A 24,591-nucleotide genomic window follows, 5' to 3' on the forward strand; every position below is an offset into this window, starting at 1 on the left:
TGCGACACGGTGGCCGCGACGACGCGGGGGCCGGGAAGCGGCGTCGTTGCCTACGGCCTGAAGTTGCGGCTCAGACCCTGCCACACGTCGTCGTAGCCGTGCTGCAGATGCCCGGCGGTCGCCGCCTGCCCGGTCGCCGTCACCGGCCAGCGGGTCTCGAACATGAAGGCGAGACCGTCATCGATCTTCTGCGGTTTCAGCTCCGCCCCGCTCGCCCGGTCGAAGGTCTCCCGGTCCGGGCCGTGCGCCGACATCATGTTGTGCAGCGAGCCACCGCCCGGGACGAAACCGCCCTTGCCGGCCGTCTTCGCGTCGTACGCGCCCTTGATCAGGCCCATGTACTCGCTCATCACATTGCGGTGGAAATACGGGGGCCGGAAGGTGTCCTCGCCGACCAGCCAGCGTGGCGCGAAGACGACGAAGTCGACACCTGCCAGACCGGGGGTGTCGGACGGCGCGGTCAGCACCGTGAAGATCGACGGGTCGGGGTGGTCGTAGCTGATCGAGCCGATGACGTTGAAACGGTGCAGATCGTAGACGTACGGAGCGTGGTTGCCGTGCCAGGCGACCACATCCAGCGGCGAGTGGTCATAGGTCGCGGACCAGAGATTCCCGCAGAACTTGTTCACCACCTCCACCGGGCGTTCGTCGTCCTCGTACGCGGCCACGGGGGCGAGGAAGTCCCGCGCGTTCGCCAGGCCGTTGGCGCCGATCGGTCCGAGGTCGGGGAGCGTGAACGGCCGGCCGTAGTTCTCGCAGACATAACCGCGGGCGGTGGCATCGAGCAGCTCCACGCGGAAGCGGATGCCGCGCGGGATCAGTGCGATGTGCCCCGGATCCGCGCGCAGCAGACCCAGTTCGGTACGGAGCAGCAGGCCGCCCCGCTCCGGGACGATCAGCAGCTCGCCGTCCGAATCGCTGAGCACCCGGTCGGTCATGGACGCGTTGGCGTGGTAGAGATGCACGGCCATGCCGGTGCGCTGCGTCGCGTCGCCGTTGCCACCGAGGGTCCACAGACCGGTCAGGAAGTCCGTCCCGGGCGCGGGCTCGGGGAGCGGATCCCAGCGCAGCCGGTTGGGATCGGGCACGGATTCGGTGAACGGGGCGGTCCGGATCGCCCCGTTGTCGATGCGGGCGAACGGCGGATGAGCGGCCGACGGGCGGATTCGGTAGAGCCAGGAACGGCGGTTGTGCGCCCGCGGTTCGGTGAAGGCCGAGCCGCTCAGCTGCTCCGCGTAGAGCCCGAGGGGGGCGCGCTGAGGTGAGTTGCGGCCGATCGGCAGCGCTCCCGGCACCGCCTGTGAGCTGTGCTGATTACCGAAACCGGCGGAATGTTCCAGCCCTTCCGCCGTCTTCCTCGCCTGCTCGATGCCGCTCATGTGCGCTCCCGGTGCCGAAGGAATCCTATGGACAACCGTAGGAATCGGAACGGGGCGCGTCAACGGTATTCAGGGCGCACAGGGGGGTTCCAAAAGTTGAACAATGCTCTACTCTCCCGCACATGTCGTGGACACGAAGACTCCTGGTGGTCCTGGCGGCGCTCGTCGCCGCCCTCCTCGCGGCTCCGGCCGCCCAGGCGCACGAGGAACGACCGGTCACCCTGCCCGACGGAACCGGCAGCGTTCCCGTGTATCGCACCGGCGAACCGGATCTGCTGGTCTGCAAGAGCGACCGGGCGGACTTCGAACGCCGCATATCCGGCTTTCCGCAGGAGCTGCGGTCCCGGAATCTGAAGCTGTTCGACCGCTGCCAGAAGTCCGGCTACCGCCATCTGCAGCAGGCCGTCGACGCGGTCGGCAGGCCCGGCATGAACATCGCGATCCTGCCCGGCCTGTACGAGGAGGAGCCCTCGCTGCCCAAGCCGACGGGGGAGTGCGCCCGGCTGAAGGCGCCCAACTCCCAACTCGGCTACCAGATCCTGTCCTACGCGCAGCAGGCACGGTGCCCGCACAACCAGAACCTGGTGGCGATCCTCGGGAAGAAGAACCTCCAGATCGAGGGGACGGGCGCCGAGCGCACGGATGTCGTCATCGACGCCAAGTACCAGAAGCTCAACGCGATCCGTGCGGACGGCTCCGACGGCGTCTACTTCAGGAACTTCACCGCCCAGCGCACCACGTTCAACTCCCTGTACGTCCTCGCCCAGGACGGCTTCGTCATCGACTCCGTCCTCACCCGGTGGAACGACGAATACGGTTTTCTGACCTTCGCGAGCGACCACGGGCTGTACAAGAACTGCGAGTCGTACGGCAACGGGGACTCGGGCATCTACCCCGGCAGCGCGTCGAACATCAACGACGGGTACGGCTACGAGGTGCCGCGCTACTCGATCGAGATCACCGGCTGCCGCAGCCACCACAACATGGTCGGCTACTCCGGCACCGCGGGCGACTCCGTCCACGTCCACGACAACGAGTTCGACCACAACATGGGCGGCGCCTCGATGGACAGCGCCTTCCCCGGCCACCCCGGACTGCCCCAGAACCACGCCCGCTTCGAACGCAACCTGATCCACGACAACAACGCCGACTACTACCCTTACGTCGCTGACGGCACCTGCGCCAAGCCGCCCGTGGACCGGGGGTACGAGGACGGGGTCGTCTGCCCGCAGATCTCCATGCCGCCGGGCACCGGCATCATCACCGCGGGCGGCAACTGGAATCTGTACGAGAACAACTGGATCTACGGTCAGAAACGCGCCGCCTTCTTCCTGAGCGCGGTCCCGGCCTTCATCCGCGGCGAGAACGCGCTGTCCGAGCAGACGGACACCTCCCACCACAACCGGTACGCGGGCAACCACCTCGGTACGGACAGGGCGGGCAACTCCCGGCCCAACCGCACGGACGTGTGGTGGGACGGCCAGGGCGACGGCAACTGCTGGCAGTCCGACACCGGTCCGTCCTCCCCGCGCGCCCTGCCCGTCTGCGGATCCGAGCGTGGCGCCGTGTCCGGGCGCACCGACCGGCTCGTCGGCGAGCCGGTCAAACTCGCCCAACTGCTGGTCTGCGCCGACTACAACGTGCAGGCCCGGCGGCTGCCGGCCGGCTGCGACTGGTACGGAGCACGGGGCATCGAGCGCATCGAGGTGCAGCTGGCGCTGGCGGTCGCGGTGGTGCTCGCGCTGGTCGGCGGGGTGCTGTGGTGGCGCAGACTGCGCGACAGCCGGCTCGCGACCGTGGTCACGGTGCTCGGTGCGATCGGCCTCGGACTGGATGTGGCCGGGTCGACCATGGGGCTGGCCTCCACCCATGTGCCCGCGCTGGCCCTGCTGCTGACCGGCGTGTGGTGGACGGGGATCGGGCTGGCACTGCGGGGCGAACGGCCCTGGCTGGGCTGGACCACGGTGGTCCTGGGGGCGCTCACCCTGCTCGACGCCGTCGACAAGGCAGTGTTCATGATCCCGTGGATTCCCCTCAGCCCGGCCTGGGTGCGTGGACTGCTCGGTGTGATCTGGGTGGTGTGGGCCGTGGTGGCCTCCGCCCGGCACGGCGAACGGGGCGACGAACGCCACGGCGAACGGGGCGCGCCGGACGGCGGCCCGGGTGCGTCGGACGGAAGGGGCCCTTCGGCGCAGGACGCGGTGCCGGACCCGGGCGCGCTGCCGACCCGGGGCTCGGGCCGTGCCCCGGCCCCGGCGCAACCCGCCTCCCCGACGTCCGCTCCTGAAGGAGACGCATCATGAACCGCCCTCGTGGGCACGGGCGTTCCGACCGGTTCACCCGGACCGCTTTTCGTGCCGTCACCGTGCTCACCGCAGGCGTTCTCGCGTTCGGTGCGAGCGCCTGTGGCGGGCGGGCCACCACCCACCACAAACCCGGCACCAGCCACGAGCAGGCCGGCGGCAGCGTCGGCCGGCTCCTGGCGGCCGACGACGGTTCCGGCCACCGGCTGCGCCAGGTCGACGCCAAGAGTGCCCCCGCGGTGACGATCGCCGTGCGGCCGGACTCCGAGGACGGGTGGAACGTCCATCTCTCCGTACGCAACTTCCGGTTCACCCCGGACAGCGTGGGCGGTGCCGCCCTTCTCGGGCGCGGCCACGCCCGGCTGTTCCTCGACGGCCGCCCCCTCGCCCGGGTCTACGGCCCCTGGTACCACCTTCCCGCCTCCCTCGTCCGCAGCGCCGGTGGCGGTACCGGCCTCACCGCCCGGCTCTACGCCGACGACCACACCGCCTGGGCCGTCGGCTCCGCCCCCGTCCAGGCCGCCGCTTCCCTCGCCGCCACCGCACAGCCCTCCGCCCCCGTCGATCCCCGTCCCGAAACGTCCCCACCCGCATCGCCCCGGCCCGACACGACCCTGGAGATCGTCGTCTCCCACGGCAGGGTCAGCCCGGCCCCCGGCCGCACCGAGATCGAGAAGGGCCGGACCGTCGAACTCCGGGTCCGCAGCGACCGCGCCGACACCCTCCATGTCCACGGCTACGACGAGGAGGCCCGGCTGCCCGCGGGAAAGACCGTCACCCTCACCTTCACCGCCGACCGCACCGGGCTCTTCGAGGTCGAGACACACGAGTCCGACCTGCTCCTGACCCAACTCGTCGTACGGTGAGCGTCCTCGCTCATGGCATCGGTGCCCAGCACGACCTTCCGCTGTCCCCCTTCTACGCCTTCGCCGGAGCCTTCGCCGCGCTCTTCGTCTCCTTCCTCGCGCTCGGCCTGCTCTGGTCCGCCTCCCGATTCCGCGGCGACCGGGCGGGCCGCCCGGTCCCGGCCGCCGTCCAGCGTCTCGCCGACGCCCGGCCCACCCGTACCGCCGTGCGCGTACTCGGGCTGGCCGCCGCCTCGTTCGTCACGCTCCACCTCCTCCTCGGACCGGACGACCCGGACCGCAACCCGGCCCCCGGTGCCGTCTACGTACTCCTCTGGGTCGGGCTCGTCCCCGCCTCACTCCTGCTCGGCCCCGTCTGGCGACTGCTCAACCCGCTCCGTACCGTCCACCTCCTCGGCTGCCGCGCGCTCGGCCGTGACCCCGCCGCCGGCCGCCCCCTTCCCGAACGCCTCGGTCTCTGGCCCGCCGCGACCGGGCTCCTCGCCTTCACCTGGCTCGAACTCGTCGCCCCCGACCCCGCGTCGACCACCACCCTCCTGCTCTTCCTCTCCCCCTACGTCGCCGTCCACCTCGCCGGCGCCGCCCGGCACGGCGCCGGCTGGTTCGACCGGGCGGACGCGTTCGAGGTCTACTCGGGACTGCTCGCCCGGCTCTCCCCGCTCGGCCGTCGCACCACCGACCGTCGCCTCGTGCTCCGCTCCCCGTTCAACGGACTCGACGGCACCCCGCAGATTCCCGGACTCGTCGCCACCGTCTGCGTCATGCTCGGCTCCACCGCCTACGACGGTTTCTCCGACGCCCCCTCCTGGATCACCACCGTCCAGACCTCGCCCCTGGGCCGCACCACCGCCGCCACGCTCGGGCTCCTGGGCGCCGTCGCCCTCGTGGCCACCCTCTACGCCCTCTGCACCGGCGCCACCCGGCTGATCTCCGGCCGACTCGGCCACCCCCTCACCTCCTTCGCGCACTCGCTCGTCCCGATCGCCCTCGGCTATCTCGTCGCGCACTACTTCACGCTCTTCGTCACCGAAGGACCACGTACAGTCATGGTGGCATTCGGCACTGACAATCCGCTCCCGCCCGAGCCGCCGCTCGGGCCCGGCGGCGTCGCCACGCTCCAGGTCGCCGCGATCGTCCTGGGGCACGTACTCGGGGTCATCGCCGCCCACGACCGGTCCGTGCGCCTCTTCCCGCCCGGCCGGGCCGTCGCGGGGCAACTCCCGCTGCTGGTCCTGATGATCACCTACACCATCGGCGGACTCTCCCTGCTCATCGCATGACGGCCGCGCCCCGCACCGACCCGTCACCCGCAGAGGAGACCCACGGCATGATGGAGCCCGTGCCCCAAGCGAACACGAACCTCCGCCGCGCCCCCGTGCAGCAGCGCAGTGCCGAACGCCTCGCGCGGATACTCGACGCCTGCGCCGAACTCCTCGACGAGACCGGCTACGAGCAGTTGTCCACCCGGGCCGTCGCCGTTCGCGCCGAGGTCCCCATCGGCTCCGTCTACCGGTTCTTCTCCAACAAGCGCGCGCTGACCGACGCGCTCGCCCGGCGCAACCTGGACAGCTACGCCGAACGCATCACCGCCCGCCTCGCCGCCATCGAGGCCGCCGACTGGCGCAGCGCCATCGACGCCGTCCTGGACGAGTACCTGGCGATGAAGCGCTCCGTGGCCGGTTTCGCGCTCGTCGACTTCGGTGCACCCGCCCCCGACGACGACCCGGCCAGTGAAGCCAACCGCCGGGTGGCCGGCCGGCTCACCGAACTGCTCTCCGGGCACCTCGGCCGGGCCCCCGACGACGACCTGCTCCGGACGGTCCTCGTCTGCGTCGAGGCCGCCGATGCCCTCCTCCAACTCGCCTTCCGCACCGACCCGGCGGGCGACCGGGCCATCGTCGCCGAGACCCGCGTCCTGATCCGGGCCTACCTGGCCCAGGTCCTGGACTGACCGGGAGGGCTCGCGGACGGTGCTCCGGCCACCGTCGCGTCGGACGGCGGCGCAGTGACCGTACCGGTCGAGATCAACGACGGCGTACGGACCGGAGTGGTGAGCCTCCCGCACGGGTGGGGGCACGACCGCCCCGGCACCCGGCTGTCCCTTGCCGCAGCCCACCCCGGCGTCAACGTCAACCAGCTCCTCGACGGCAGCAGGATCGACCCGCTCTCCGGCACCGCCGTGCTCAACGGCATCCCGGTGACGGTGACGCCCGCCGAGGCCGCGGGAGCGCCGCCGGGGATGTGATCTCCGGGCGGGACGGCGCCATGGCGCATACGGGCGCACTCGCCGTGATCGTCTCGGCGGCCGTCGCCGCCGGGCGTGCCCGAAACGCCGAAGCGGCCCCGGCCGGGCCGGTGCCCCGGCGTCGACCGCGCTCGGAGAACCGGAACCACACCTGACAAAGCCGGCTCACCCACCCGAGGGCCGCGCGGTACATCGGCGGGCCCGTCGCCCTCGACGAGCCCGGCCCGGAGAACGACCTGAGCGCCACCCGAGGCCCGGACCGCCCCGCGAACACGGCAGCCGACCTCGTCGTCCGTACCGGCCCCGACACGCGGCTGCGCACCGGCGGACAGGTACCGCTCCTGGTCGATCTGGCCCATCTGTACGTCTTCGACCACCACGGCCGCCGGATCTGCCCCCTGCCCAAGGAGGTTCCGGGTCTCGACGTCCAGGGTCTTCGGATCGTGCCGGATCGTGCCGGATCGTGCTGGATCGGGCCGGATCGGCGAGCGGGGCCCGGTGCCGCGTTCTTTGGCCGGTGCCCCGGATTCGGGAAGCGGATCTCGGGAGCCGATCGGACCCGGGCGTTGACCTCAAGTCCACTGGAGGTCGTACGTTCCTCCCATGAGCATGGAAGCCACCGCGTGGACGCAGCTCCACAACGTCATGAACGCGCAAGCGGACCGACGCCCCTTCGACCGAGCCACCCTGCGGCGCATCGCCGCGTTTGCCCGACCGCACCGGCGCCGGGTCGCCCTCTTCCTGGTCCTGAGCGTGGCGACGGCGCTGCTCGCGGTCGCCACCCCGATCCTGGCCGGCCGCGTCGTGAACGCGATCGTGGCCGGAAAGGAAGGGGGCACCGTCACTCGGCTGTCCCTGCTCATCGCCGTGATCGCCGTGGCGGAGGCGGCGCTCGGCCTGGTCGGCCGGTGGCTCTCGGCCAACCTCGGCGAAGGGCTGATCCTGGATCTGCGCACCGCCGTCTTCGACCATGTGCAGCGCATGCCGATCGCGTTCTTCACCCGCACCCGCACCGGCGCGCTCGTCAGCCGCCTCAACAACGACGTCATCGGAGCCCAACGCGCCTTCAGCAACACCCTGTCCGGCGTCGTCAGCAATGTCGTGACGCTGCTTCTCACCCTCGGTGTCATGCTCTCCATCTCCTGGCAGATCACCGTGCTCGCGCTGGTGCTGCTGCCGGTGTTCGTACTGCCCGCGCGCCGCATGGGTGCCCGGATGGCGCGGCTCCAGCGCGAGGCGGCGGCGCACAACGCCGCGATGGGAACCCGGATGACCGAGCGCTTCTCCGCACCCGGCGCCACACTGATCAAGCTCTTCGGCCGGCCCGCCGACGAATCCGCCGAGTTCGCCGCCAGAGCGGGCCGGGTGCGCGACATCGGGGTGCGCACGGCCATGGCCCAGTCCGCGTTCATCACCGCCCTCACTCTGGTGTCCGCGCTGGCGCTCGCCCTCGTCTACGGGCTCGGCGGGTTCTACGCGCTGCGCGGGCAACTGGACGCGGGGGCGGTCGTCGCCCTCGCCCTGCTGCTGACCCGGCTGTACGCGCCGCTCACCTCCCTCGCCGGGGCACGCGTCGAGGTGATGAGCGCCCTCGTCAGCTTCGAGCGGGTCTTCGAGGTCCTCGACCTCAAGCCGCTCATCGACCAGAAGCCGGACGCGCGGACGGTCCCTCAGGGCCCGGTGGCCGTGGAGTTCGACCAGGTCCGGTTCGGCTACCCGTCCGCGGACAAGGTCTCCCTCGCCTCGCTCGAAGACGTCGCGACCCTCGACACCCGCGGCGGCGGCGAAGTGCTGCGCGGGGTCTCCTTCCGCGCCGAGCCGGGCCAGACGGTGGCGCTCGTCGGCTCGTCCGGCGCGGGCAAGTCGACGATCGCGCAACTGCTGCCGCGCCTGTACGACACGGACGAGGGTTCCGTGCGCATCGGCGGTATCGACGTGCGTGATCTGTCCGCCGACACCCTGCGCGACACCCTCGGCATGGTCACGCAGGACGGCCATCTCTTCCACGAGTCGGTCCGCGCCAACCTCCTGCTCGCCCGGCCCGAAGCCACCGAGGAGGACCTCTGGGACGCGCTGCGCCGCTCGCGCCTGGACGGTCTGGTCGCCTCGCTGCCCGACGGGCTCGACACCGTCGTCGGTGAACGCGGCTACCGGCTCTCCGGCGGCGAACGCCAGCGGCTGACGATCGCCCGGCTGCTCCTGGCCCGCCAGCGCGTCGTCATCCTCGACGAGGCCACCGCCCACCTGGACAACACCTCCGAGGCCGCGGTGCAGGAGGCGCTGACCGAAGCGCTGGCCGGACGTACCGCGATCGTGATCGCCCACCGGCTCTCCACCGTACGGGCGGCCGACCTGATCCTGGTCGTCGAGAACGGCCAGATCACGGAGCGGGGAACCCACGAAGAACTCCTCGCGGCGGGTGGACGCTACGAGGAGCTGTACCGCACCCAGTTCGAGAGCCCCGGCGCGGAGCCCGCGGAGCTCGGCTGACCGCGGCCGCCGTCGCCCACCGCGCCCGCGGCGGTGTCGAGAAGGCCGGTGCCGGGACCCGCGCCCGGCGCCGGCCGCGCGAAGGCGGACCGATCCCCGTCCCGGACGCCGGGAGGAGCTCGTCACCGCGGTACTGGCGAGCCGCGCGACGCACACCGGGTGCGCATCGCCGGGCCTCACATGGCGGGCGTCCCTGGCGCCCGAAAACTAACGGCGCTAGTTTGGGCGCGGGTGACACCGTCCGCAATCCGTGTCCGGGAGGAACAGCCATGAAGGCCCACGACGGCATGTACATCGACGGGACCTGGCGGCCCGCCGCGGGACGGGACACGATCGCGGTCGTGAATCCGGCGGACGAACAGGTCATCGCCCATGTCCCGGCGGGAACGGCCGAGGACGTCGACGCCGCGGTACGGGCCGCCCGCGCCGCTCTCCCCGCCTGGGCCGCCACCGCACCCGCCGAGCGCGCCGCGCGGATCGGGGCCCTGCGCGACGTGCTGGCCGCCCGCCAGGACGAGATCGCGGAGACGGTCACCGCCGAACTGGGCTCCCCGCTCCAACTGTCGCGCACGGTGCACGTGGGTCTGCCGGTCCTGGTCGCCGGTTCGTAAGCGGAGCTGGCCGCCTCGTACGCCTTCGAGGAGAAGCACGGCAACTCCACCGTCCTGCTGGAGCCCGTCGGTGTCGTCGGGGCCATCACCCCGTGGAACTACCCGCTGCACCAGATCGTCGCCAAGGTCGCACCCGCACTCGCCGCGGGATGCACGATCGTCCTCAAGCCGGCCGAGGACACCCCGCTCACCGCCCAGCTCTTCGCGGAGGCCACCGAGGAGGCCGGTCTGCCCGCAGGTGTCTTCAACCTCGTCACCGGCCTCGGCCCGGTAGCCGGACAGGCCCTCGCAGCGCACGAGGACGTCGACCTGGTCTCCTTCACCGGCTCCACCACCGTCGGGAAGCAGATCGGCGCCACCGCGGGCGGCGCGGTCAAGCGCGTCGCCCTGGAGCTCGGCGGCAAGTCGGCCAACGTCATCCTGCCCTCCGCCGATCTGGCCAGGGCGGTCCATGTGGGCGTCGCCAACGTGATGTCCAACTCCGGCCAGACGTGCAGCGCCTGGACCCGGATGCTGGTCGACAGCGAGCGCTACGAGGAGGCCGTCGCGCTCGCCGCCACCGCCGTCGCCAAGTACGTGCCGGGGGAGCGGATCGGCCCCGTCGTCAATGCCAAGCAGCAGGCCCGGGTGCGCGGTTACATCGCGAAGGGCATCGAGGAGGGCGCCCGCCTGGTCGCAGGCGGACCCGAAGCCCCCTGCGAACAGGGCTACTTCGTCAGGCCCACCGTGTTCGCCGACGTCACCCCGGAGATGACCATCGCCCAGGAGGAGATCTTCGGCCCGGTCGTCTCGATCCTGAAGTACGAGGACGAGGACGACGCACTCCGGATCGCCAACGGCACGGTGTACGGCCTCGCGGGCGCCGTCTGGGCCGCCGACGACGCGACGGCCGTCGCGTTCGCCCGCCGGATGGACACCGGGCAGGTCGACATCAACGGCGGCCGGTTCAATCCGCTGGCCCCCTTCGGCGGGTACAAGCAGTCCGGCGTGGGCCGCGAACTCGGTTCGCACGGGCTCGCGGAGTACCTGCAGACCAAGTCCTTCCAGTTCTGACCTTCCCGACCCTGCTCGCTCGCTGCCGACCGTCAAGGAGCCCGTTCGTGGTCCGCGCCGCCGTACTGCCCGCCGTCGGAGCTCCCCTGGAGATCACCGACATCGAACTCCCGGAGCCCGGCCCCGGCCAGGTGCGTGTCCGTCTCGCCGCCGTGGGGGTCTGCCACTCCGACCTCTCGCTGTCCGACGGCACCATGCGGGTGCCCGTACCCGCCGTCCTCGGGCATGAGGGCGCGGGCACCGTCGTCTCGGTCGGTGCGGACGTCACCCATGTCGCACCCGGCGACGGGATCGTGCTCAACTGGGCGCCCTCCTACGGAAGGTGTCACCACTGTGGGATCGGTGAGGTCTGGCTCTGCGCCGACGCCCTGTCCGGTGCGGCGGGCATCCATGCCCGTACCGCCGACGGCACCGCGCTCCATCCCGGCCTGAACGTGGCCGCGTTCGCCGAGGAGACCGTCGTCGCCGCGAAGCGGCGAGGACCAACTGGTGTCCTTCAACGCCCTGGAGATCTTCCACTGGGGCCGGTCGCTGACAGGTTCTGTGTACGGGAACAGCGATCCGGCCCGTGACCTGCCGGTCCTCGCCGAACACATCCGGGCGGGCAGATTCGACCTGTCCATGATGGTCACCGAGCGGATCGCGCTGGACGGCATGCCCACGGCCTTCGACCACATGATCGAGGGCAGGGGCGGTCGCGCGCTCGTGGTGTTCTGAGCCCGGTTCCGTGTTCCGAGTCGTGGGGCGGACGGACGCCCGCCCTCGGCCGGAGTCCGCTGCGTCTGCGGGCTGCGGATCCTCGCACGAGGTTCCGAAATCACGGTGGGCGTCGTGGCCTCGGGTGACTTCGACGGCTGCGAGCGCACTGTCACCGCATGTTCTGCACGTGCGGGTGGTCGCCTGCAGGGCGCGTTCGGACGTTTCGTACGCCTTCCGGCCGAGCTTGTTGTCGTACGAGTAGTCCTCGCGCCAGGCGTCCCCGGCCCGGCCCCGGGTGTCACGAGGACCGGACCGTCGTCACCGCTGTCGGCCACGGTGAAGCCGTGCAGCCCCGCGCCGCCGTGGCGGGCCGCCTCGGCGAGGGCGTCCCGCACGGCTTCGCGGCCGTCGGCGGGCCGGTTCTTCGTCCTCCTACGGCCGGCCGGTTCCTTGGCGCTCCGCGTCATGTCGGCGTCCCTCCACCGGCCGCGCCGGAATCTTCCGCGTCAGGTCGGTCCGCGTACGCAGCCGGGAGACAGCCACCCCGGCCAGGCAGAGCAGACCCCCGCCGACGGTCAGCGGCGCCGGTACCTCGTCCAGCAGCAGCCAGGACATCAGCACCACCAGGGCGGGCACCGCGTAGGTGGTGGCGCCCATCCGTCCCGCGGTGGTCCTGGCGAGTGCGTAGGCCCAGGTGGTGAACGCCAGCGCGGTCGGGAAGAGGCCCAGGTAGACCATGTTGAGGGTGGCGGACAGGGGTGCTTCGGCCACGTCGGAGACCAGCGCGCCGGCGAACGGCAGGCAGCCGACGGCTCCGACCAGGCAGCCGAATGTGGTGATCTGCAGCGCGGAGCCGTATTGCAGCGCGGGCTTCTGGCCGACCACTCCCAGGGCGCACGCCACCGCGGCCAGCAGGCAGAGCACCACGCCGAGCACCGACGCCCTCCCGTGCCCGGACATCGAGAGCCCGACCACCGCGGCGCCCGCGAACGACACGGCCATCCCCGTCAGCAGCCTGCCGGACAGCGCCTCCCCGAGCATCCTGGCACCGAGCAGCGCGATCAGGAGCGGACCGATGTTCACCACCATCGCGGCCGTGCCCGCGTCGACCTGCTGCTCACCCCAGTTGAGGAGCACCATGTAGAGGCCGAACCAGAGCAGTCCGGACTTCAGGATCCCGGGCCAGGCGGCCCGCGGCGGTATTCCCTCGCGTCGTAGCAGCAGGAGCGCGCCGAGCGCCAGGGAGCCCGTGAGCAGCCGGCCGAGCGCGAGCGCGCCGGGCGAGTACGCCTCGCCGGCGCTGCGGATGGAGACGAAGGCGGAGGCCCAGAGCAGCACGGTGGTGCAGGCCGCGGCGGGGGCCCGCCAGTCACGGGGTGTCGAGGGTGTCGTCGTCGGGTCGGGTGTCGTCGTCATGGAGCCGACCGTAGGGCAGCGACCATTCGGCCCCTACCGAATTGTTGCCGCCTGGATGCCGAGGTGTTCGTACAGCGCCCGTTCCCCGGCCGGTGTCGCCTTCACCGCGCGCCCGGACCCGATCCGGACGCACCAGCCGGAGTCCAGCACGTGCCGGCACAGCGCGGCGCCCGCGACGCCCGCCAGGTGCGGCCTGCGCTCCGTCCAGTCCAGACAGCTCCGTACGAGCGGACGCCGCGTTCTCGGTTCCAGTGCGATGCCCCGTGCGTCGAACCAGCCGAGGCCGTCGTCGGTGAGCGCGAAGCCGTTGTCCTGCTCCAGCAGCCCTCGTTCGGTCATGGCATCGGCGATCGCGATGCCGATGCGGCCCGCGAGATGGTCGTAACAGGTGCGTCCGCGGGCCAGCGCGCTGCCCGCGCCGCTCGCGCTCAGGGAGCGCGGCCGCTCGGCCGTGGAGCCGGGGACCGCCTGGGCCGCCAGATCCTCGACGAGATGCGCGGTCCGCTCGTCGGCGAGCCGCAGATAGCGGTGGCGGCCCTGGCGCTCCTCGGCCAGCAGCCCGCCCGCGACGAGCTTGCCGAGATGTTCACTGGCGGTGGACGGTGCCACCGAGGCGTGCCTGGCCAGCTCGCCCGCGGTCCAGGCGCGGCCGTCGAGCAGGGCCAGGCAGAAGGTGGCGCGGGTCTCGTCGGCGAGAAGCGCGGCCAGGGCGGCGAGCCGGGGCGCGGCCGGGTCGGGATGTGCCATGCGTGCCATGTTTACCAGGATGCGTCAGGAACGCTTCGGTGCCGGCCGAACGGTCCCGGCGATCGCGAGCTGCTCGTACTGGAGGGAGAGCCCGTCGATCAGGGCCCGCAGCCCGGTCTCGAACGCCCCCTCGTCGACCTTCTGGCGGCGTTCGGCCAGCAGGTGGGCCTGACCGAGGTGCGGATAGTCGGCCGGGTCGTACGCCGTCTCGTCGTCGACGAAGCCGCGGGCGAACGAACCGAGGGCCGAGCCGGTGATGAAGTAACGCATGAGGGCTCCGATGTGCGTCGCCTGGGCGGGCGGCCAGCCCGCCCGCACCATGGCGCCGAAGACCGCGTCGGCGACCCGCAGCCCGGCCGGGCGCCGGCCGGGCCCCTGGGCGAGCACCGGGACGATGTGCGGGTGCTCGGCGAGCGCCGCACGATACGAGACGGCCCAGTCGTGCAGGGCGGCGCGCCAGTCGCGGGTGTCCGACGCGTCGAACATCGACAGATCGACCTGGGCGGAAACGGCGTCCGCGACCGCGTCCAGGATCTTGTCCTTGTTGCGGAAGTGGTTGTAGAGCGAGGGTCCGCTGACCCCGAGTTCGGCGGCGAGCCGACGGGTGGAGACGGCGTCGAGCCCCTCGGAGTCCACGAGTGCGCTCGCCGTCTCGACGATCCGGTCTCTGCTGAGCAGGGGCTTGCGCGGTCGGGCCATGCGGCACATAGTAGGCCTGCGTCGCTGACGGGGGTCTCCGCCTTCTGAGCCCCTCGGCTCCCGGCCGTTTCGTCGAACGGGAGTCTGAGTACCGGACTGAGTACGGGGACGGATGTGGCGCACACCACGTCGGCCGATGCTGGGCGCCATGAGTGAGACAACATCGGTCAAGCAGCAGAGCACCGCGGCCTTCTACGGTCAGGCCGTCGCGTCCTTCGGGGTGGCGATGGCCGCGGTGGCCCTCGGTATCTACTTCCTGGACGCCGACGCCTGGGTCCGCGGATTCCTCGCGATCGGCGTCCTCTACCTCGTCACCTCCTGCTTCACCCTGGCCAAGGTCATCCGTGACCGTCAGGAGGCGGGGCGGATCGTCAGCCGGGTCGACCAGGCCCGGCTGGAGAAGATCCTCGCCGAGCACGATCCCTTCCAGAAGCTCTGACGATCCCGCCGGGCAGGCTCTAAGCGCTTGCTCAGGTTCGGGGTATGGTGTTCGTCCTGCTGATGAGAGGGGCGAGTGACGATGAGCACGGCGGAGGAGACCGACGGCGGCAGCGCGCCGTGGGCCGAGGTGACACCCGAGGCGGCCAGGCGGCTCCTCGTCGCCGCCGTCGACGCCTTCGCCGAGCGCGGCTACCACGCCACCACCACCCGTGACATCGCCGGCCGGGCGGGGATGAGTCCCGCCGCGCTCTACATCCACTACAAGACGAAGGAAGAGCTGCTCCACCGGATCAGCAGGATCGGTCACGACCGTGCACTGTTCGTCCTGGAGGCCGCCGCCGACGGCGACGGCACGGCCGCCGAGCGGCTGGCCGAGGCCGTGCGGTCCTTCGTCCGCTGGCACGCCGAGCGGCACACCACGGCCCGCGTGGTCCAGTACGAGCTCGACGCCCTCGGCGAGGAGCACCGCGCCGAGATCGTCGAGCTGCGCCGCAGGAGCGACGCCGTGGTGCGCCGGATCATCAGCGAGGGCGTGCGGGCCGGGGAGTTCGACGTCCCCGACATCCCGGGCACCACGCTCGCGGTGCTCTCGCTCTGCATCGATGTGGCGCGCTGGTTCAACGCGCAGGGCAGCCGGACGCCGGACGAGGTCGGTGAGCTGTACGCCGGCCTCGTGCTGCGCATGGTCGCCGCCGAGCGGTGACGCCGACCGGTCGCGTCGTCGGAAGCGGGAGCGCGGCTCAGAAGTAGTAGCGCGACACCGACTCGGCCACGCACACCGGCTTGTCGCCGCCCTCGCGCTCGACCGTGACGACGGCGGTGACCTGCACACCGCCCCCGGCCTCCTCGACGCTCCTCAGGACGGCCGTCGCGCGCAGCCGGGAGCCCACGGGCACGGGGGACGGGAAGCGGACCTTGTTCGTCCCGTAGTTGATGCCCATCTTCATGCCCTCGACCCGCATGATCTGCGGCACCAGGGCCGGCAGCAGCGAGAGCGTGAGGTAGCCGTGCGCGATCGTCGTGCCGAACGGCCCGGTCGCGGCCCGCTCCGGGTCCACGTGGATCCACTGGTGGTCGCCCGTGGCCTCGGCGAAGAGGTCGATCCTCTTCTGCTCGATCTCCAGCCACTCGCTGTGGCCCAGTTGCTCGCCCACTCCGTCGCGCAGCTCCTGTGCGGACGTGAAGATCCTCGGCTCTGCCATGTCCCTGCCCTTCCAGCTCTCGGCCATCCGGCGTCGCATGCCTGTCCAAGCGCTTGCTCAGCATGATTGCCGGGTGCGTTCCTGTCAACGACGGACCGGCCGGGGTGGGCACGTAGGGTGGGAGGGGTGCCCCAGATCCCACAGACACTCCATGAACTCACGGTCGGCCAGCTCTCCGCGCGAAGCGGGGCCGCCGTTTCGGCCCTGCACTTCTACGAGGCCAAGGGCCTGATCAGCAGCCGCCGCACCAGTGGCAATCAGCGCCGCTACACCAGGGACGCGCTGCGCAGGGTCGCGTTCGTCCGGGCGGCCCAGCGGGTCGGAATCCCGCTCGCCACCATCCGGGACGCCCTCGCCGAACTCCCGGAGGAGCGCACCCCGAACCGCGACGACTGGGCGCGGCTCTCGGCTGCGTGGCGCTCCGAACTGGACGAGCGTATCGAGCAGTTGGGCCGGCTTCGGGATCACCTCACCGACTGCATCGGCTGCGGCTGCCTGTCGCTGGAGAACTGTGTGCTCTCCAACCCGAACGACGTGTCGGGCCGGCGGATCAGCGGCTCGCGCCTGATGCCGGAGCGTCCGTCGGCCGACTCCCGGTAGCGGCGCGGGCCCGCCCCATCGGGCGCCGGACGCTCCCGCCGCCCGTCACGCCGCCGACGCCAGGTCCCGGTGTCGCGCGTTCCGGGCCTTCCGCAGCGCCCCCGGCGCGAGCACCGGCTGCGGCACCAGGATCCCGCACCCCGCACAGACCGGCCCCGACCACGGCTCGGACCGCAGGTCCGGCCGCCAGGTGATCTCGGCGCCCGCGCACACCGGGCAGACCGTCCCCGGCTCCGACTCCAGGGCGGCGATCAGCCGGCCGAGAACCTCGGCGAGGGGTGCCGAGGGGTGAACCGTCGGGTCCTCGCAGCGCGCGACCCCGTACCCGCCCCAGGTGCGCCGGTGCCAGTCGTCGAACGCACCGGGCCTGCGCAGTCCTTCGTGCTTCTCCCGCCTGCGGCGCTCGGCGAACCCCGCCTCGTATCCGAGCCAGACGGCCCGCGCCGCCTCCAGCTCGTCCAGCGCGCGCACCAGTCGCGCGGGATCGGGGGACCGGTCCTCGGGTTCGATCCCGTGCCGGACGCACAGGTGGTCCCAGGTCGCCCGATGCCCATAAGGGGCGAACCTCTCCAGGCACTTGCGCAGCGAATACCGTCGCAGCGCCAGGTCGCCCCGCGGATCGCGGACCTGTCTCGCAAGACTCCGGAATCCGGCCATTGCACCGTCACCTCCGTCGCTCGTACTTCGGCGTCAAGGAATGGACGTACGACTGCCCGTTCCGGATCCACCGATGTGCGACGACGTCCACCATCCGGGACGTCCCACCGTCACGAGGTCCGTGGCGGCGCATGTGACGATTCGGAAAAGGTGACGGTTGTTCACCTCAACGGCGGGTCATACCGTCGGTAACCTCCGGCGCATCGGCCTCTCGGAGGAGCACGCATGCCCCCACGCACCGTCAAGTTCAGAGCCGCCACCGTCGCGGCGCTACTCGCGCTCGGCACCACCCTGCTCGCGGCCTCGCCGCAGTCCGGCGCCGCGGCGACGGAACCCGCCCCCGTCACCGACTACTGCCAGGGGCAGTGCGACGACATCCTGCCGCCCGGCGAGAACGGCAACGCCACCCTGGTCGACATCCTCGGCAACAAGGCGTTCGGTACGCACCCCGCCCACAGCGACGATCAACTCGACCGCTACAACGGCCTGGTGGCCGGACACGCCGGTCTCACCGACCAGAAGCTGACCGATTTCTTCAACGACGCCTCGTTCGGCGTCCCCAAGGACCAGGTCGAGTCCGTCACCTCGCCGCGCGACGACGTCACCATCACCCGTGACAAGGCATCCGGTGTCCCGCACATCAAGGGAACCACCCGCTACGGCACCGAGTACGGCGCCGGATTCGCCGCCGGGCAGGACCGTCTCTGGCTGATGGACCTCTTCCGGCACATCGGACGCGGTGAACTCACCTCGTTCGCCGGCGGCGCGCTGGCCAACCAGGGCCTGGAGCAGCAGTTCTGGCCGCAGGCGCCGTACACCGAGGCGGATCTCGAAGCGCAGGTCGAGCACATCAGGACCCACGAGGGCGACCGCGGGGAACGGGCCATGGCAGACGCTCAGGCGTATGTCGACGGCATCAACGCGTACCGCGAGAAGTCCAAGAAGGGCCGGTACTTCCCCGGTGAGTACGTGCTCACCGGCAAGATAGACGCCATCACCAACATCGGGGAGATCCAGCCGTTCAAGCTGACGGACCTGATCTCCATCGCCTCCGTGGTCGGCGGTCAGTTCGGCGGAGGTGGCGGCGGCGAGGTGCAGGCGGCGCTCTCGCTGCTCTCCGCGCAGCAGAAATACGGCGTGGCCGAGGGCACCAAGGTCTGGGAGTCGTTCCGCCGGCGCGAGGACCCCGAGGCCGTACTGACGATCCATGACGGCACGTCGTTCCCGTACGCGGGCAAGCCCGCCACGGCGCGTGGCACCGCGCTGCCCGACGCCGGGTCCGTCACGGCCGAACCCCTGATCCACGACCGGACCGGCTCCGCGGGCACCGACAGGAAGGCCCCCGTCAAGGCCCCGGCCACGCTCAGGAAGGCCCAGGGCATCTACGACGACGGCGTCATCCCCGCGGGCTCGCTGCCGGGCTCCGGCTCCGGCGCCCAGAAGCGCGGCATGTCCAACGCCCTGCTGGTCTCCGGCAAGCACACCGCGAGCGGAAACCCGATCGCCGTGTTCGGGCCGCAGACCGGCTACTTCGCCCCGCAGCTGATGATGCTCCAGGAGATCCAGGGCCCGGGCATCAGCGCCCGCGGTGTCTCCTTCGCCGGTGTCGGCATGTACATCCAGATGGGCCGCGGCCAGGACTACGCCTGGAGCGCCACCTCGGCCGGTCAGGACATCACCGACGCCTACGCCATCGACCTGTGCGAGCCCGACGGCTCCGCACCCACCAAGGACTCCACGCACTACCTCTACCGCGGTACCTGCACCGCCATGGAGACCCTGGAGCGCACCAACTCCTGGAAACCGACCGTCGCCGACTCCACGGCGAAGGGCTCCTACCGTATGCAGGTCCGGCGCACGAACTACGGCATCGTCACCCACCGTGCCACCGTGGGCGGCAAGCCCGTCGCGTACACCTCGCTGCGCACCACCTACCGCCACGAAGCCGACTCGATCATCGGCTTCCAGATGCTCAACGACCCCGCGTACGTCAAGGACGCCGCCTCCTTCCAGCGGGCGGCGAGCGACATCGACTACGCGTTCAACTGGTTCTACGCCGACTCCCGCACCGCCGCGTACTACAACAGCGGCATGAACCCGGTGCGCGCGGCGGGCGTCGACCCGGCGCTGCCGGTGAAGGCCGAGCGGGCCTACGAGTGGAAGGGGTACGACCCGGCCGCCAACACCGCCGCGTACACCCCGTTCGCCGAGCACCCGCACTCCAGCGGCCAGGACTACTACGTCTCCTGGAACAACAAGCAGGCCAAGGGGTACGCCGCCGCGGGCTTCGGGCTCGGCGCGGTGCACCGGGCCGATCTGCTGGACGACCGGGTGGCGAAGCTGGTCGAGGAGGGCGGCGTGACCCGCGCCTCCCTCACCCGGGCGATGGCCCAGGCCGCAGTCACCGATCTGCGCGGCGAGCAGCTGCTGCCCGAACTGCTGAAGGTGATCCGCTCCCGGCCGGTCACCGACCCGGAACTGAACGCCGCAGTACAGCAGTTGGAGTCCTGGCGGGCGGCCGGCTCGCAGCGCAGGGAGAACAGTCCCGGATCGCACGCGTATACCTACGCCGACGCGGTACGGATCATGGACGCGTGGTGGCCGAAGCTGGTCGAGGCCGAATTCCGGCCGGGCCTCGGTGACGGCCTGTACGAGGCGCTGACCGCCAACCTCGCCACCGACGAGTCCCCTGCGGCCAGCCATGGACCGAGCGGGGCGCACAGCGGTTCGGCGTTCCAGTACGGCTGGTGGGGTTTCGTGGACAAGGACCTGCGCCGGGTCCTGGGGCAGCCGGTCAAGGGCCCGCTGGCCAGGACGTACTGCGGGAACGGTGACCTGGACAGCTGCCGCGACGCGCTGCTGACGTCCCTGAAGCGGGCCGCGGCGGAGCCTGCCGCAGAGGTGTACCCGGGGGACGACAACTGCAAGGCGGGCGAGCAGTGGTGCTCGGACTCGATCGTGCACCGGCCGCTGGGCGGGATCGCGCAGAAGTCCATCCACTGGCAGAACCGCCCGACCTACCAGCAGGTGGTGGAGTTCCCCGCCCACCGGTAGGTCATCCGTGGACCGTCCGGCCTTCTGGGACGGAACGCGTGCGCCGGGTGGGCCCGAACTCCCGGGCCCACCCGGCTTCACCGTGTCACCGGTACTGGAGATACCTCTTGCGGACCGACCGGAACGCGGCGAGGTCCTTCGCCCAGGCCCCGACCACCTCATCCGTGTCGGCCCCCGCGTCGATCATCGTGCGGACCCGGGTGTTGCCGGTGAGCTTGTCGATCCAGTTGTCCGAGCGCCACTCGAACCCGCTCCAGGTCCGCTTCGCCGTCACCAGCAGCGCGATCCCGGTGCGTACCGGGTCGAAGGCCGCACGGTCGTGGACATGCAACTGCACCCCGCCGACCGTCTTCCCCTGGAACTTGGAGAACGTCGGCGCGAAGTACGCCTCGCGGAACGCGACCCCCGGCAGGCCGAGCGCGTTCACGGCCGCCGCCCAGCGTTGGTCGATGCCCTCCGCGCCGAGCAGTTCGAACGGCCGGGTGGTGCCGCGCCCCTCGGAGAGGTTCGTCCCCTCGAACAGGCAGGTCCCCGAGTACACCAGCGCGGTGTCCGGCGTCGGCATGTTGGGGCTCGGCGGCACCCAGGGCAGCCCGGTCGTGTCGAAGAAGTCCGAGCGCTTCCACCCCGACATCTTCACGATGCGCAGGTCCACCGGCCGCTCGGCAAGGAACTCCGCGTTGAAGAGCAGCGCCAACTCGGTGACCGTCATGCCGTGCGCCTGCGAGATCTCCCGCCGGCCCACGAACGTGGCGAAGGCCGGGTCGAGCACCGGTCCGAGAGCCGCCCGCCCGGTCACCGGGTTCGGCCGGTCCAGGACGACGAACCGCTTGCCCGCGAGAGCCGCCGCCTCCATGCAGTCGTACAGCGTCCAGATGTACGTGTAGAAGCGGGCTCCGGCGTCCTGGATGTCGAAGACGATCGTGTCCACGCCGGACGCGGTGAAGACATCCGCGAGTGGCTGACCGCTCTTCAAGTACGTGTCGTACACCGGGAGTCCGGTCGCCGGATCGTCGTAGCGTCCCTCCGAACCGCCCGCCTGCGCGGTGCCGCGGAACCCGTGCTCGGGCCCGAAGACCGCGACCAGGTCCACCCGCTCGTCCGGGTGCATCACATCGACGATGTGGCGTACGTCGGAGGTGATCCCGGTCGGGTTGGTGACGACCCCGACCTTCTGCCCCTTCAACAGCGCGTAGCCGTCCGCGGCCAGCCGGTCGAAGCCGGTGCGGACCCGGCTGTGCCCCTTGCCGGGGGCGGGGGCGGCGCTCGCGCCCCCGGTCCCGGCGGCCGTCGCCGCGAGGGCGCCCACCGCACCGCCGGCGGCCAGCAAACCACGTCTGGACAGGCTCATTCGGCTACCTCCATGATCGCGACCTCTGTCATGGTCACGCACGCTAGCGCGCGTTCAGGCCATACGGAATGAGCCGGACGTGACGGGTGTGACAGGAGTGCCGCCCAAGCGGCGTCAACCTCTTCCATCGCGACATACCGACTGGTTAGTCTGCTGGTGCAGTCGGCTGAGAGAGGCGGGACCCGATGAGTACGGTGCACGGCGCGGGCGTAGTGGTCACAGGGGCCGGAGGCGGCATCGGGGCCGCCCTGGCCCGCCGGTTCGCCGCGGAAGGCGCGCGGGTCGTGGTCAACGACCTCGACGAGGCCGGGATCGGTCCGCTGGCCGAGGAGATCGGCGCCACGGCCGTCGGCGGTGACGCCTCACGGATCGTGGACGCCGCCCGGGACGCGCTGGACGGCACCGTCGACATCTACTGCGCCAACGCGGGCCTCGCCTCGCCCGGCGACGCCTTCGCCGACGAGGAGGTCTGGGCCGCCGCCTGGGACGTCAATGTGATGGCCCACGTCCGTGCGGCCAGGGCGCTGCTGCCCGACTGGCTGGAGCGCGGCAGCGGCCGCTTCGTCTCGACCGCCTCGGCCGCCGGACTGCTGACGATGATCGGCGCCGCACCGTACAGCGTCACCAAGCACGGTGCCGTCGCCTTCGCCGAATGGCTCTCGCTCACCTACCGCCACCGCGGCGTCAAGGTCCACGCGATCTGTCCGCAGGGCGTGCGCACGGACATGCTCACCGCCGCCGGATCGGCCGGCGAGCTCGTCCTCGTCCCCGGCGCCATCGAGCCCGAGGCGGTCGCCGACGCGCTCTTCGACGCCATGGCCGAGGACCGCTTCCTCGTCCTGCCGCACCCCGAGGTCGCCGGGTACTACCGGGCCCGCACCAAGGACACCGACCACTGGCTCGGCAACATGAACCACCTCCAGCGGAAGTGGGAGGACACCGGCGCATGACCGAGTCCATCCGTTGATCTTGCGTGGGTATCCCCGGCTTCGGCCGGGGAGGGAAACGCATCCTCGGCCCGTAGTCGCGCAGCGCCGGAGTTCGCTTCGCCTCCGGGGTGATGGTCAGATAGGTCGCTTCTGGCCTTCGATGTACTGCCGGATCACGGTCAGCGGCGCACCGCCGCAGGACCCGGCAAAGTAGGAGCGGGACCAGAAGACGGACCCCATGCCGATCCGGTTGATCCGGCCGGTGTACTCGGCCCGCAGGTATCGGGAGCTGACGCCCTTGAGGCTGTTGATCAGCTTGGACAGGGCGATCTTCGGCGGGTAGTGCACCAGCAGGTGTACGTGATCGGCTTCGCCGTTGAACTCCCGTAGTTCCACCTCGAACTTGCCACACACCTCCCGCATGATCTCTTCGCACCGCTTCAGCATGGCGTCATCGAAGACGCCACGCCGGTACTTCGTGACGAACACCAAGTGAGCGTGAAGGTTGTAGACGACGTGACGACCAGTGCGAATATCGGGTTTTGGTTCCCAGCGGGGTGACATACGCCAAGCGTAGTATGCTCTTGCGAGCTGACCGGGAAAGGGGGGTGGGTCGGATGATCCGTGCGTACAAGTTCCTCATGCGGCCCACCGCGGGCCAGCGAGGCGCACTTGCCGAGATGCTGCGCGATCACTGCTCGCTCTGCAACGGAGCGTTGCAGGAGCGTCGCGACGCCTACCGGCATGCCTCGAAGACAACGATCCGGTACGGGCAGCAGTCCGCTCAACTCAAGGACATCCGCGCTTTCGACCCCGAGCGTCAGGGACGCTGGTCGTTCTCCAGCCAGCAGGCCACCTTGCGGCGCCTGGACAAGGCGTTCGCCGCGTTCTTCCGCCGGGTGAAGGCCGGTGAGAAGACGGGCTATCCGCGTTTCCGGTCGGGCAACCGGTTCGACACCGTGGATTTCCCGAAGGACGGCGACGGCTGCCGCTGGGACTCCACCCCGCACGACCCCGTCACCCGTGTCCGCCTCCAAGGCGTCTGCAAGGAACGGCTCGCCGCGTACACGTATCCGCGCGAGGTCGAGATCCTGGCCGAACTCCCGAAGACGGCGAGTGGGAAGATCCTCAGGCGGGAACTGCGTTCCCCCCGATAGACCCTCTCGGGCATGACGGACCGCTTCACGCACGGTGGTCCGCCCCCCCCGCACAGCACGGATTCGCGCACGGTACGGAAGGAAGGTGGCGGCAATGGCCAAGGCGACGGACGGGGAGACGCCCCCCGTCCCTCAGCGGCTGCTGGCCGCCGCCACCCGGCTCTTCGCCGAGCGGGGCTACGACCGGACCTCCGTCCAGGAGATCGTCGAGGCGGCGGGCGTCACCAAGGGCGCCCTCTACCACTACTTCGGTTCCAAGGAGGACCTGCTCCAGGAGGTCTACGCCCGGGTGCTCCGGCTCCAGCAGGAGCGCCTCGACGCCTTTGCCGACGCCGACGCCCCGGTCGAACAGCGGCTGCGGGACGCCGCCGCGGACGTGGTCGTCACGACCATCGAGAACCTCGACGACGCCTCGATCTTCTTCCGGTCCATGCACCACCTCAGCCCGGAGAAGAACAAGCAGGTGAGGGTCGAGCGGCGCCGCTACCACGAGCGCTTCCGGGCCCTGGTGGAGGAGGGCCAGCGGAGCGGAGTGTTCTCCACGGCCACCCCGGCGGACCTGATCGTCGACTACCACTTCGGCTCGGTCCACCATCTGTCGACCTGGTACCGCCCCGACGGCCCGCTCAGCCAGCAGGAGGTCGCCGACCACCTGGCCGATCTGCTGCTGCGTGCCCTGCGCCCCTGAGGGC

General features: G+C 71.0%; 19 protein-coding genes and 6 pseudogenes. 17 read left to right on the forward strand and 8 right to left on the reverse strand.

The window, feature by feature from the left end; translation table 11 throughout:
• Positions 1-50: 50 nt before the first annotated feature.
• The gene (gene hmgA, locus ACF1B9_RS19055; protein WP_391740379.1) at positions 51-1,379 is read right to left on the reverse strand and encodes a homogentisate 1,2-dioxygenase; all 1,329 of its coding nucleotides are present in this window, start codon (positions 1,377-1,379) and stop codon (positions 51-53) included.
• Positions 1,380-1,501: 122 nt separating this feature from the next.
• On the opposite strand from hmgA, the gene ACF1B9_RS19060 reads away from it, so the two are divergent.
• From ACF1B9_RS19060 to ACF1B9_RS19100, 9 genes and pseudogenes are all read left to right on the forward strand, one after another.
• Positions 1,502-3,682 carry a right-handed parallel beta-helix repeat-containing protein gene (locus ACF1B9_RS19060; protein ID WP_391740378.1) on the forward strand — a complete coding sequence of 727 codons (2,181 nt, stop codon included), beginning with the start codon at positions 1,502-1,504 and terminating at the stop codon, positions 3,680-3,682.
• Positions 3,679-4,548 carry a hypothetical protein gene (locus tag ACF1B9_RS19065; protein ID WP_391740377.1) on the forward strand — a complete coding sequence of 290 codons (870 nt, stop codon included), beginning with the start codon at positions 3,679-3,681 and terminating at the stop codon, positions 4,546-4,548. The genes ACF1B9_RS19060 and ACF1B9_RS19065 overlap by 4 nt, the downstream gene beginning before the upstream one ends.
• Positions 4,545-5,828: a hypothetical protein gene (locus ACF1B9_RS19070; RefSeq protein ID WP_391740376.1), complete on the forward strand. Its 1,284-nt coding sequence runs from the start codon at positions 4,545-4,547 to the stop codon at positions 5,826-5,828. Before ACF1B9_RS19065 ends, ACF1B9_RS19070 begins: the two co-directional genes overlap by 4 nt.
• Positions 5,829-5,878: 50 nt before the next feature.
• The gene (locus ACF1B9_RS19075; RefSeq protein ID WP_376208789.1) at positions 5,879-6,499 is read left to right on the forward strand and encodes a TetR family transcriptional regulator; all 621 of its coding nucleotides are present in this window, start codon (positions 5,879-5,881) and stop codon (positions 6,497-6,499) included.
• Positions 6,500-6,505: 6 nt separating this feature from the next.
• Positions 6,506-6,793: pseudogene (locus tag ACF1B9_RS19080) on the forward strand (molybdopterin dinucleotide binding domain-containing protein); the annotation flags it as partial.
• Positions 6,794-6,969: 176 nt separating this feature from the next.
• Positions 6,970-7,221: pseudogene (locus ACF1B9_RS19085) on the forward strand (sugar ABC transporter ATP-binding protein); the annotation flags it as partial.
• 175 nt (positions 7,222-7,396) lie between these two features.
• Positions 7,397-9,283, forward strand: coding sequence for an ABC transporter ATP-binding protein (locus ACF1B9_RS19090; RefSeq protein WP_376208694.1), 1,887 nt, complete (start codon positions 7,397-7,399; stop codon positions 9,281-9,283).
• 269 nt (positions 9,284-9,552) lie between these two features.
• A pseudogene (locus tag ACF1B9_RS19095) lies at positions 9,553-10,947 on the forward strand (aldehyde dehydrogenase family protein).
• A gap of 47 nt (positions 10,948-10,994) precedes the next feature.
• Positions 10,995-11,664: pseudogene (locus tag ACF1B9_RS19100) on the forward strand (alcohol dehydrogenase catalytic domain-containing protein).
• Positions 11,665-12,078: 414 nt separating this feature from the next.
• Here the strand turns inward: ACF1B9_RS19100 and ACF1B9_RS19105 are convergent.
• Genes ACF1B9_RS19105 through ACF1B9_RS19115 form a run of 3 tightly spaced genes read right to left on the reverse strand, consistent with a single transcriptional unit; the run spans position 12,079 to position 14,508 of the window.
• A complete protein-coding gene (locus tag ACF1B9_RS19105) occupies positions 12,079-13,062 on the reverse strand; it encodes a DMT family transporter (RefSeq protein ID WP_391740375.1) in 984 nt (327 codons plus the stop codon).
• 33 nt (positions 13,063-13,095) lie between these two features.
• Entirely contained in the window at positions 13,096-13,818 is a 723-nt protein-coding gene (locus tag ACF1B9_RS19110) for an ArsR/SmtB family transcription factor (protein WP_391740374.1), read from the reverse strand.
• 15 nt (positions 13,819-13,833) lie between these two features.
• Positions 13,834-14,508: a TetR/AcrR family transcriptional regulator gene (locus ACF1B9_RS19115; RefSeq protein ID WP_391740373.1), complete on the reverse strand. Its 675-nt coding sequence runs from the start codon at positions 14,506-14,508 to the stop codon at positions 13,834-13,836.
• A gap of 148 nt (positions 14,509-14,656) precedes the next feature.
• On the opposite strand from ACF1B9_RS19115, the gene ACF1B9_RS19120 reads away from it, so the two are divergent.
• Positions 14,657-14,947: a YiaA/YiaB family inner membrane protein gene (locus ACF1B9_RS19120; protein ID WP_376208682.1), complete on the forward strand. Its 291-nt coding sequence runs from the start codon at positions 14,657-14,659 to the stop codon at positions 14,945-14,947.
• Between the two features lie 81 nt (positions 14,948-15,028).
• Positions 15,029-15,652 (forward strand): TetR/AcrR family transcriptional regulator, encoded by a 624-nt coding sequence (locus tag ACF1B9_RS19125; RefSeq protein WP_391740372.1) that lies wholly within the window; start codon positions 15,029-15,031, stop codon positions 15,650-15,652.
• Between the two features lie 37 nt (positions 15,653-15,689).
• Here the strand turns inward: ACF1B9_RS19125 and ACF1B9_RS19130 are convergent, their stop codons facing one another.
• Positions 15,690-16,151, reverse strand: coding sequence for a MaoC family dehydratase (locus tag ACF1B9_RS19130; RefSeq protein ID WP_391740371.1), 462 nt, complete (start codon positions 16,149-16,151; stop codon positions 15,690-15,692).
• Positions 16,152-16,277: 126 nt separating this feature from the next.
• Between ACF1B9_RS19130 and soxR the strand changes: the two genes are divergently transcribed.
• Positions 16,278-16,751 (forward strand): redox-sensitive transcriptional activator SoxR, encoded by a 474-nt coding sequence (gene soxR, locus ACF1B9_RS19135; protein ID WP_391740370.1) that lies wholly within the window; start codon positions 16,278-16,280, stop codon positions 16,749-16,751.
• A gap of 45 nt (positions 16,752-16,796) precedes the next feature.
• Here the strand turns inward: soxR and ACF1B9_RS19140 are convergent, their stop codons facing one another.
• A complete protein-coding gene (locus ACF1B9_RS19140; RefSeq protein WP_391740369.1) occupies positions 16,797-17,408 on the reverse strand; it encodes a hypothetical protein in 612 nt (203 codons plus the stop codon).
• A gap of 225 nt (positions 17,409-17,633) precedes the next feature.
• On the opposite strand from ACF1B9_RS19140, the gene ACF1B9_RS19145 reads away from it, so the two are divergent.
• Positions 17,634-20,462 carry a penicillin acylase family protein gene (locus tag ACF1B9_RS19145; protein WP_391740368.1) on the forward strand — a complete coding sequence of 943 codons (2,829 nt, stop codon included), beginning with the start codon at positions 17,634-17,636 and terminating at the stop codon, positions 20,460-20,462.
• An 85-nt stretch (positions 20,463-20,547) separates the two neighbouring features.
• On the opposite strand, the gene ACF1B9_RS19150 is transcribed toward ACF1B9_RS19145, so the two are convergent.
• Positions 20,548-21,813 carry an exo-beta-N-acetylmuramidase NamZ domain-containing protein gene (locus ACF1B9_RS19150; protein WP_391740367.1) on the reverse strand — a complete coding sequence of 422 codons (1,266 nt, stop codon included), beginning with the start codon at positions 21,811-21,813 and terminating at the stop codon, positions 20,548-20,550.
• Positions 21,814-21,998: 185 nt separating this feature from the next.
• Here ACF1B9_RS19150 and ACF1B9_RS19155 point away from each other — a divergent pair, with 185 nt between their 5' ends.
• Positions 21,999-22,763 carry an SDR family oxidoreductase gene (locus ACF1B9_RS19155; RefSeq protein ID WP_391740366.1) on the forward strand — a complete coding sequence of 255 codons (765 nt, stop codon included), beginning with the start codon at positions 21,999-22,001 and terminating at the stop codon, positions 22,761-22,763.
• Positions 22,764-22,877: 114 nt separating this feature from the next.
• Here ACF1B9_RS19155 and tnpA read toward each other — a convergent pair whose 3' ends face one another.
• A complete protein-coding gene (gene tnpA / locus ACF1B9_RS19160; RefSeq protein WP_391740365.1) occupies positions 22,878-23,306 on the reverse strand; it encodes an IS200/IS605 family transposase in 429 nt (142 codons plus the stop codon).
• A 53-nt stretch (positions 23,307-23,359) separates the two neighbouring features.
• Between tnpA and ACF1B9_RS19165 the strand changes: the two are divergent.
• From ACF1B9_RS19165 to ACF1B9_RS19175, 3 genes and pseudogenes are all read left to right on the forward strand, one after another.
• Positions 23,360-23,785 (forward strand): annotated as a pseudogene (locus ACF1B9_RS19165) (RNA-guided endonuclease TnpB family protein); the annotation flags it as partial.
• Positions 23,774-23,899, forward strand: a pseudogene (locus ACF1B9_RS19170) (hypothetical protein); the annotation flags it as partial. The pseudogenes ACF1B9_RS19165 and ACF1B9_RS19170, both read left to right, overlap by 12 nt.
• Before the next feature lie 94 nt (positions 23,900-23,993).
• Positions 23,994-24,587: a TetR/AcrR family transcriptional regulator gene (locus tag ACF1B9_RS19175; RefSeq protein ID WP_351074876.1), complete on the forward strand. Its 594-nt coding sequence runs from the start codon at positions 23,994-23,996 to the stop codon at positions 24,585-24,587.
• Positions 24,588-24,591 lie beyond the last annotated feature (4 nt).

It is taken from the genome of Streptomyces sp. NPDC014727 (assembly GCF_043083485.1).
GTDB lineage: Bacteria > Actinomycetota > Actinomycetes > Streptomycetales > Streptomycetaceae > Streptomyces.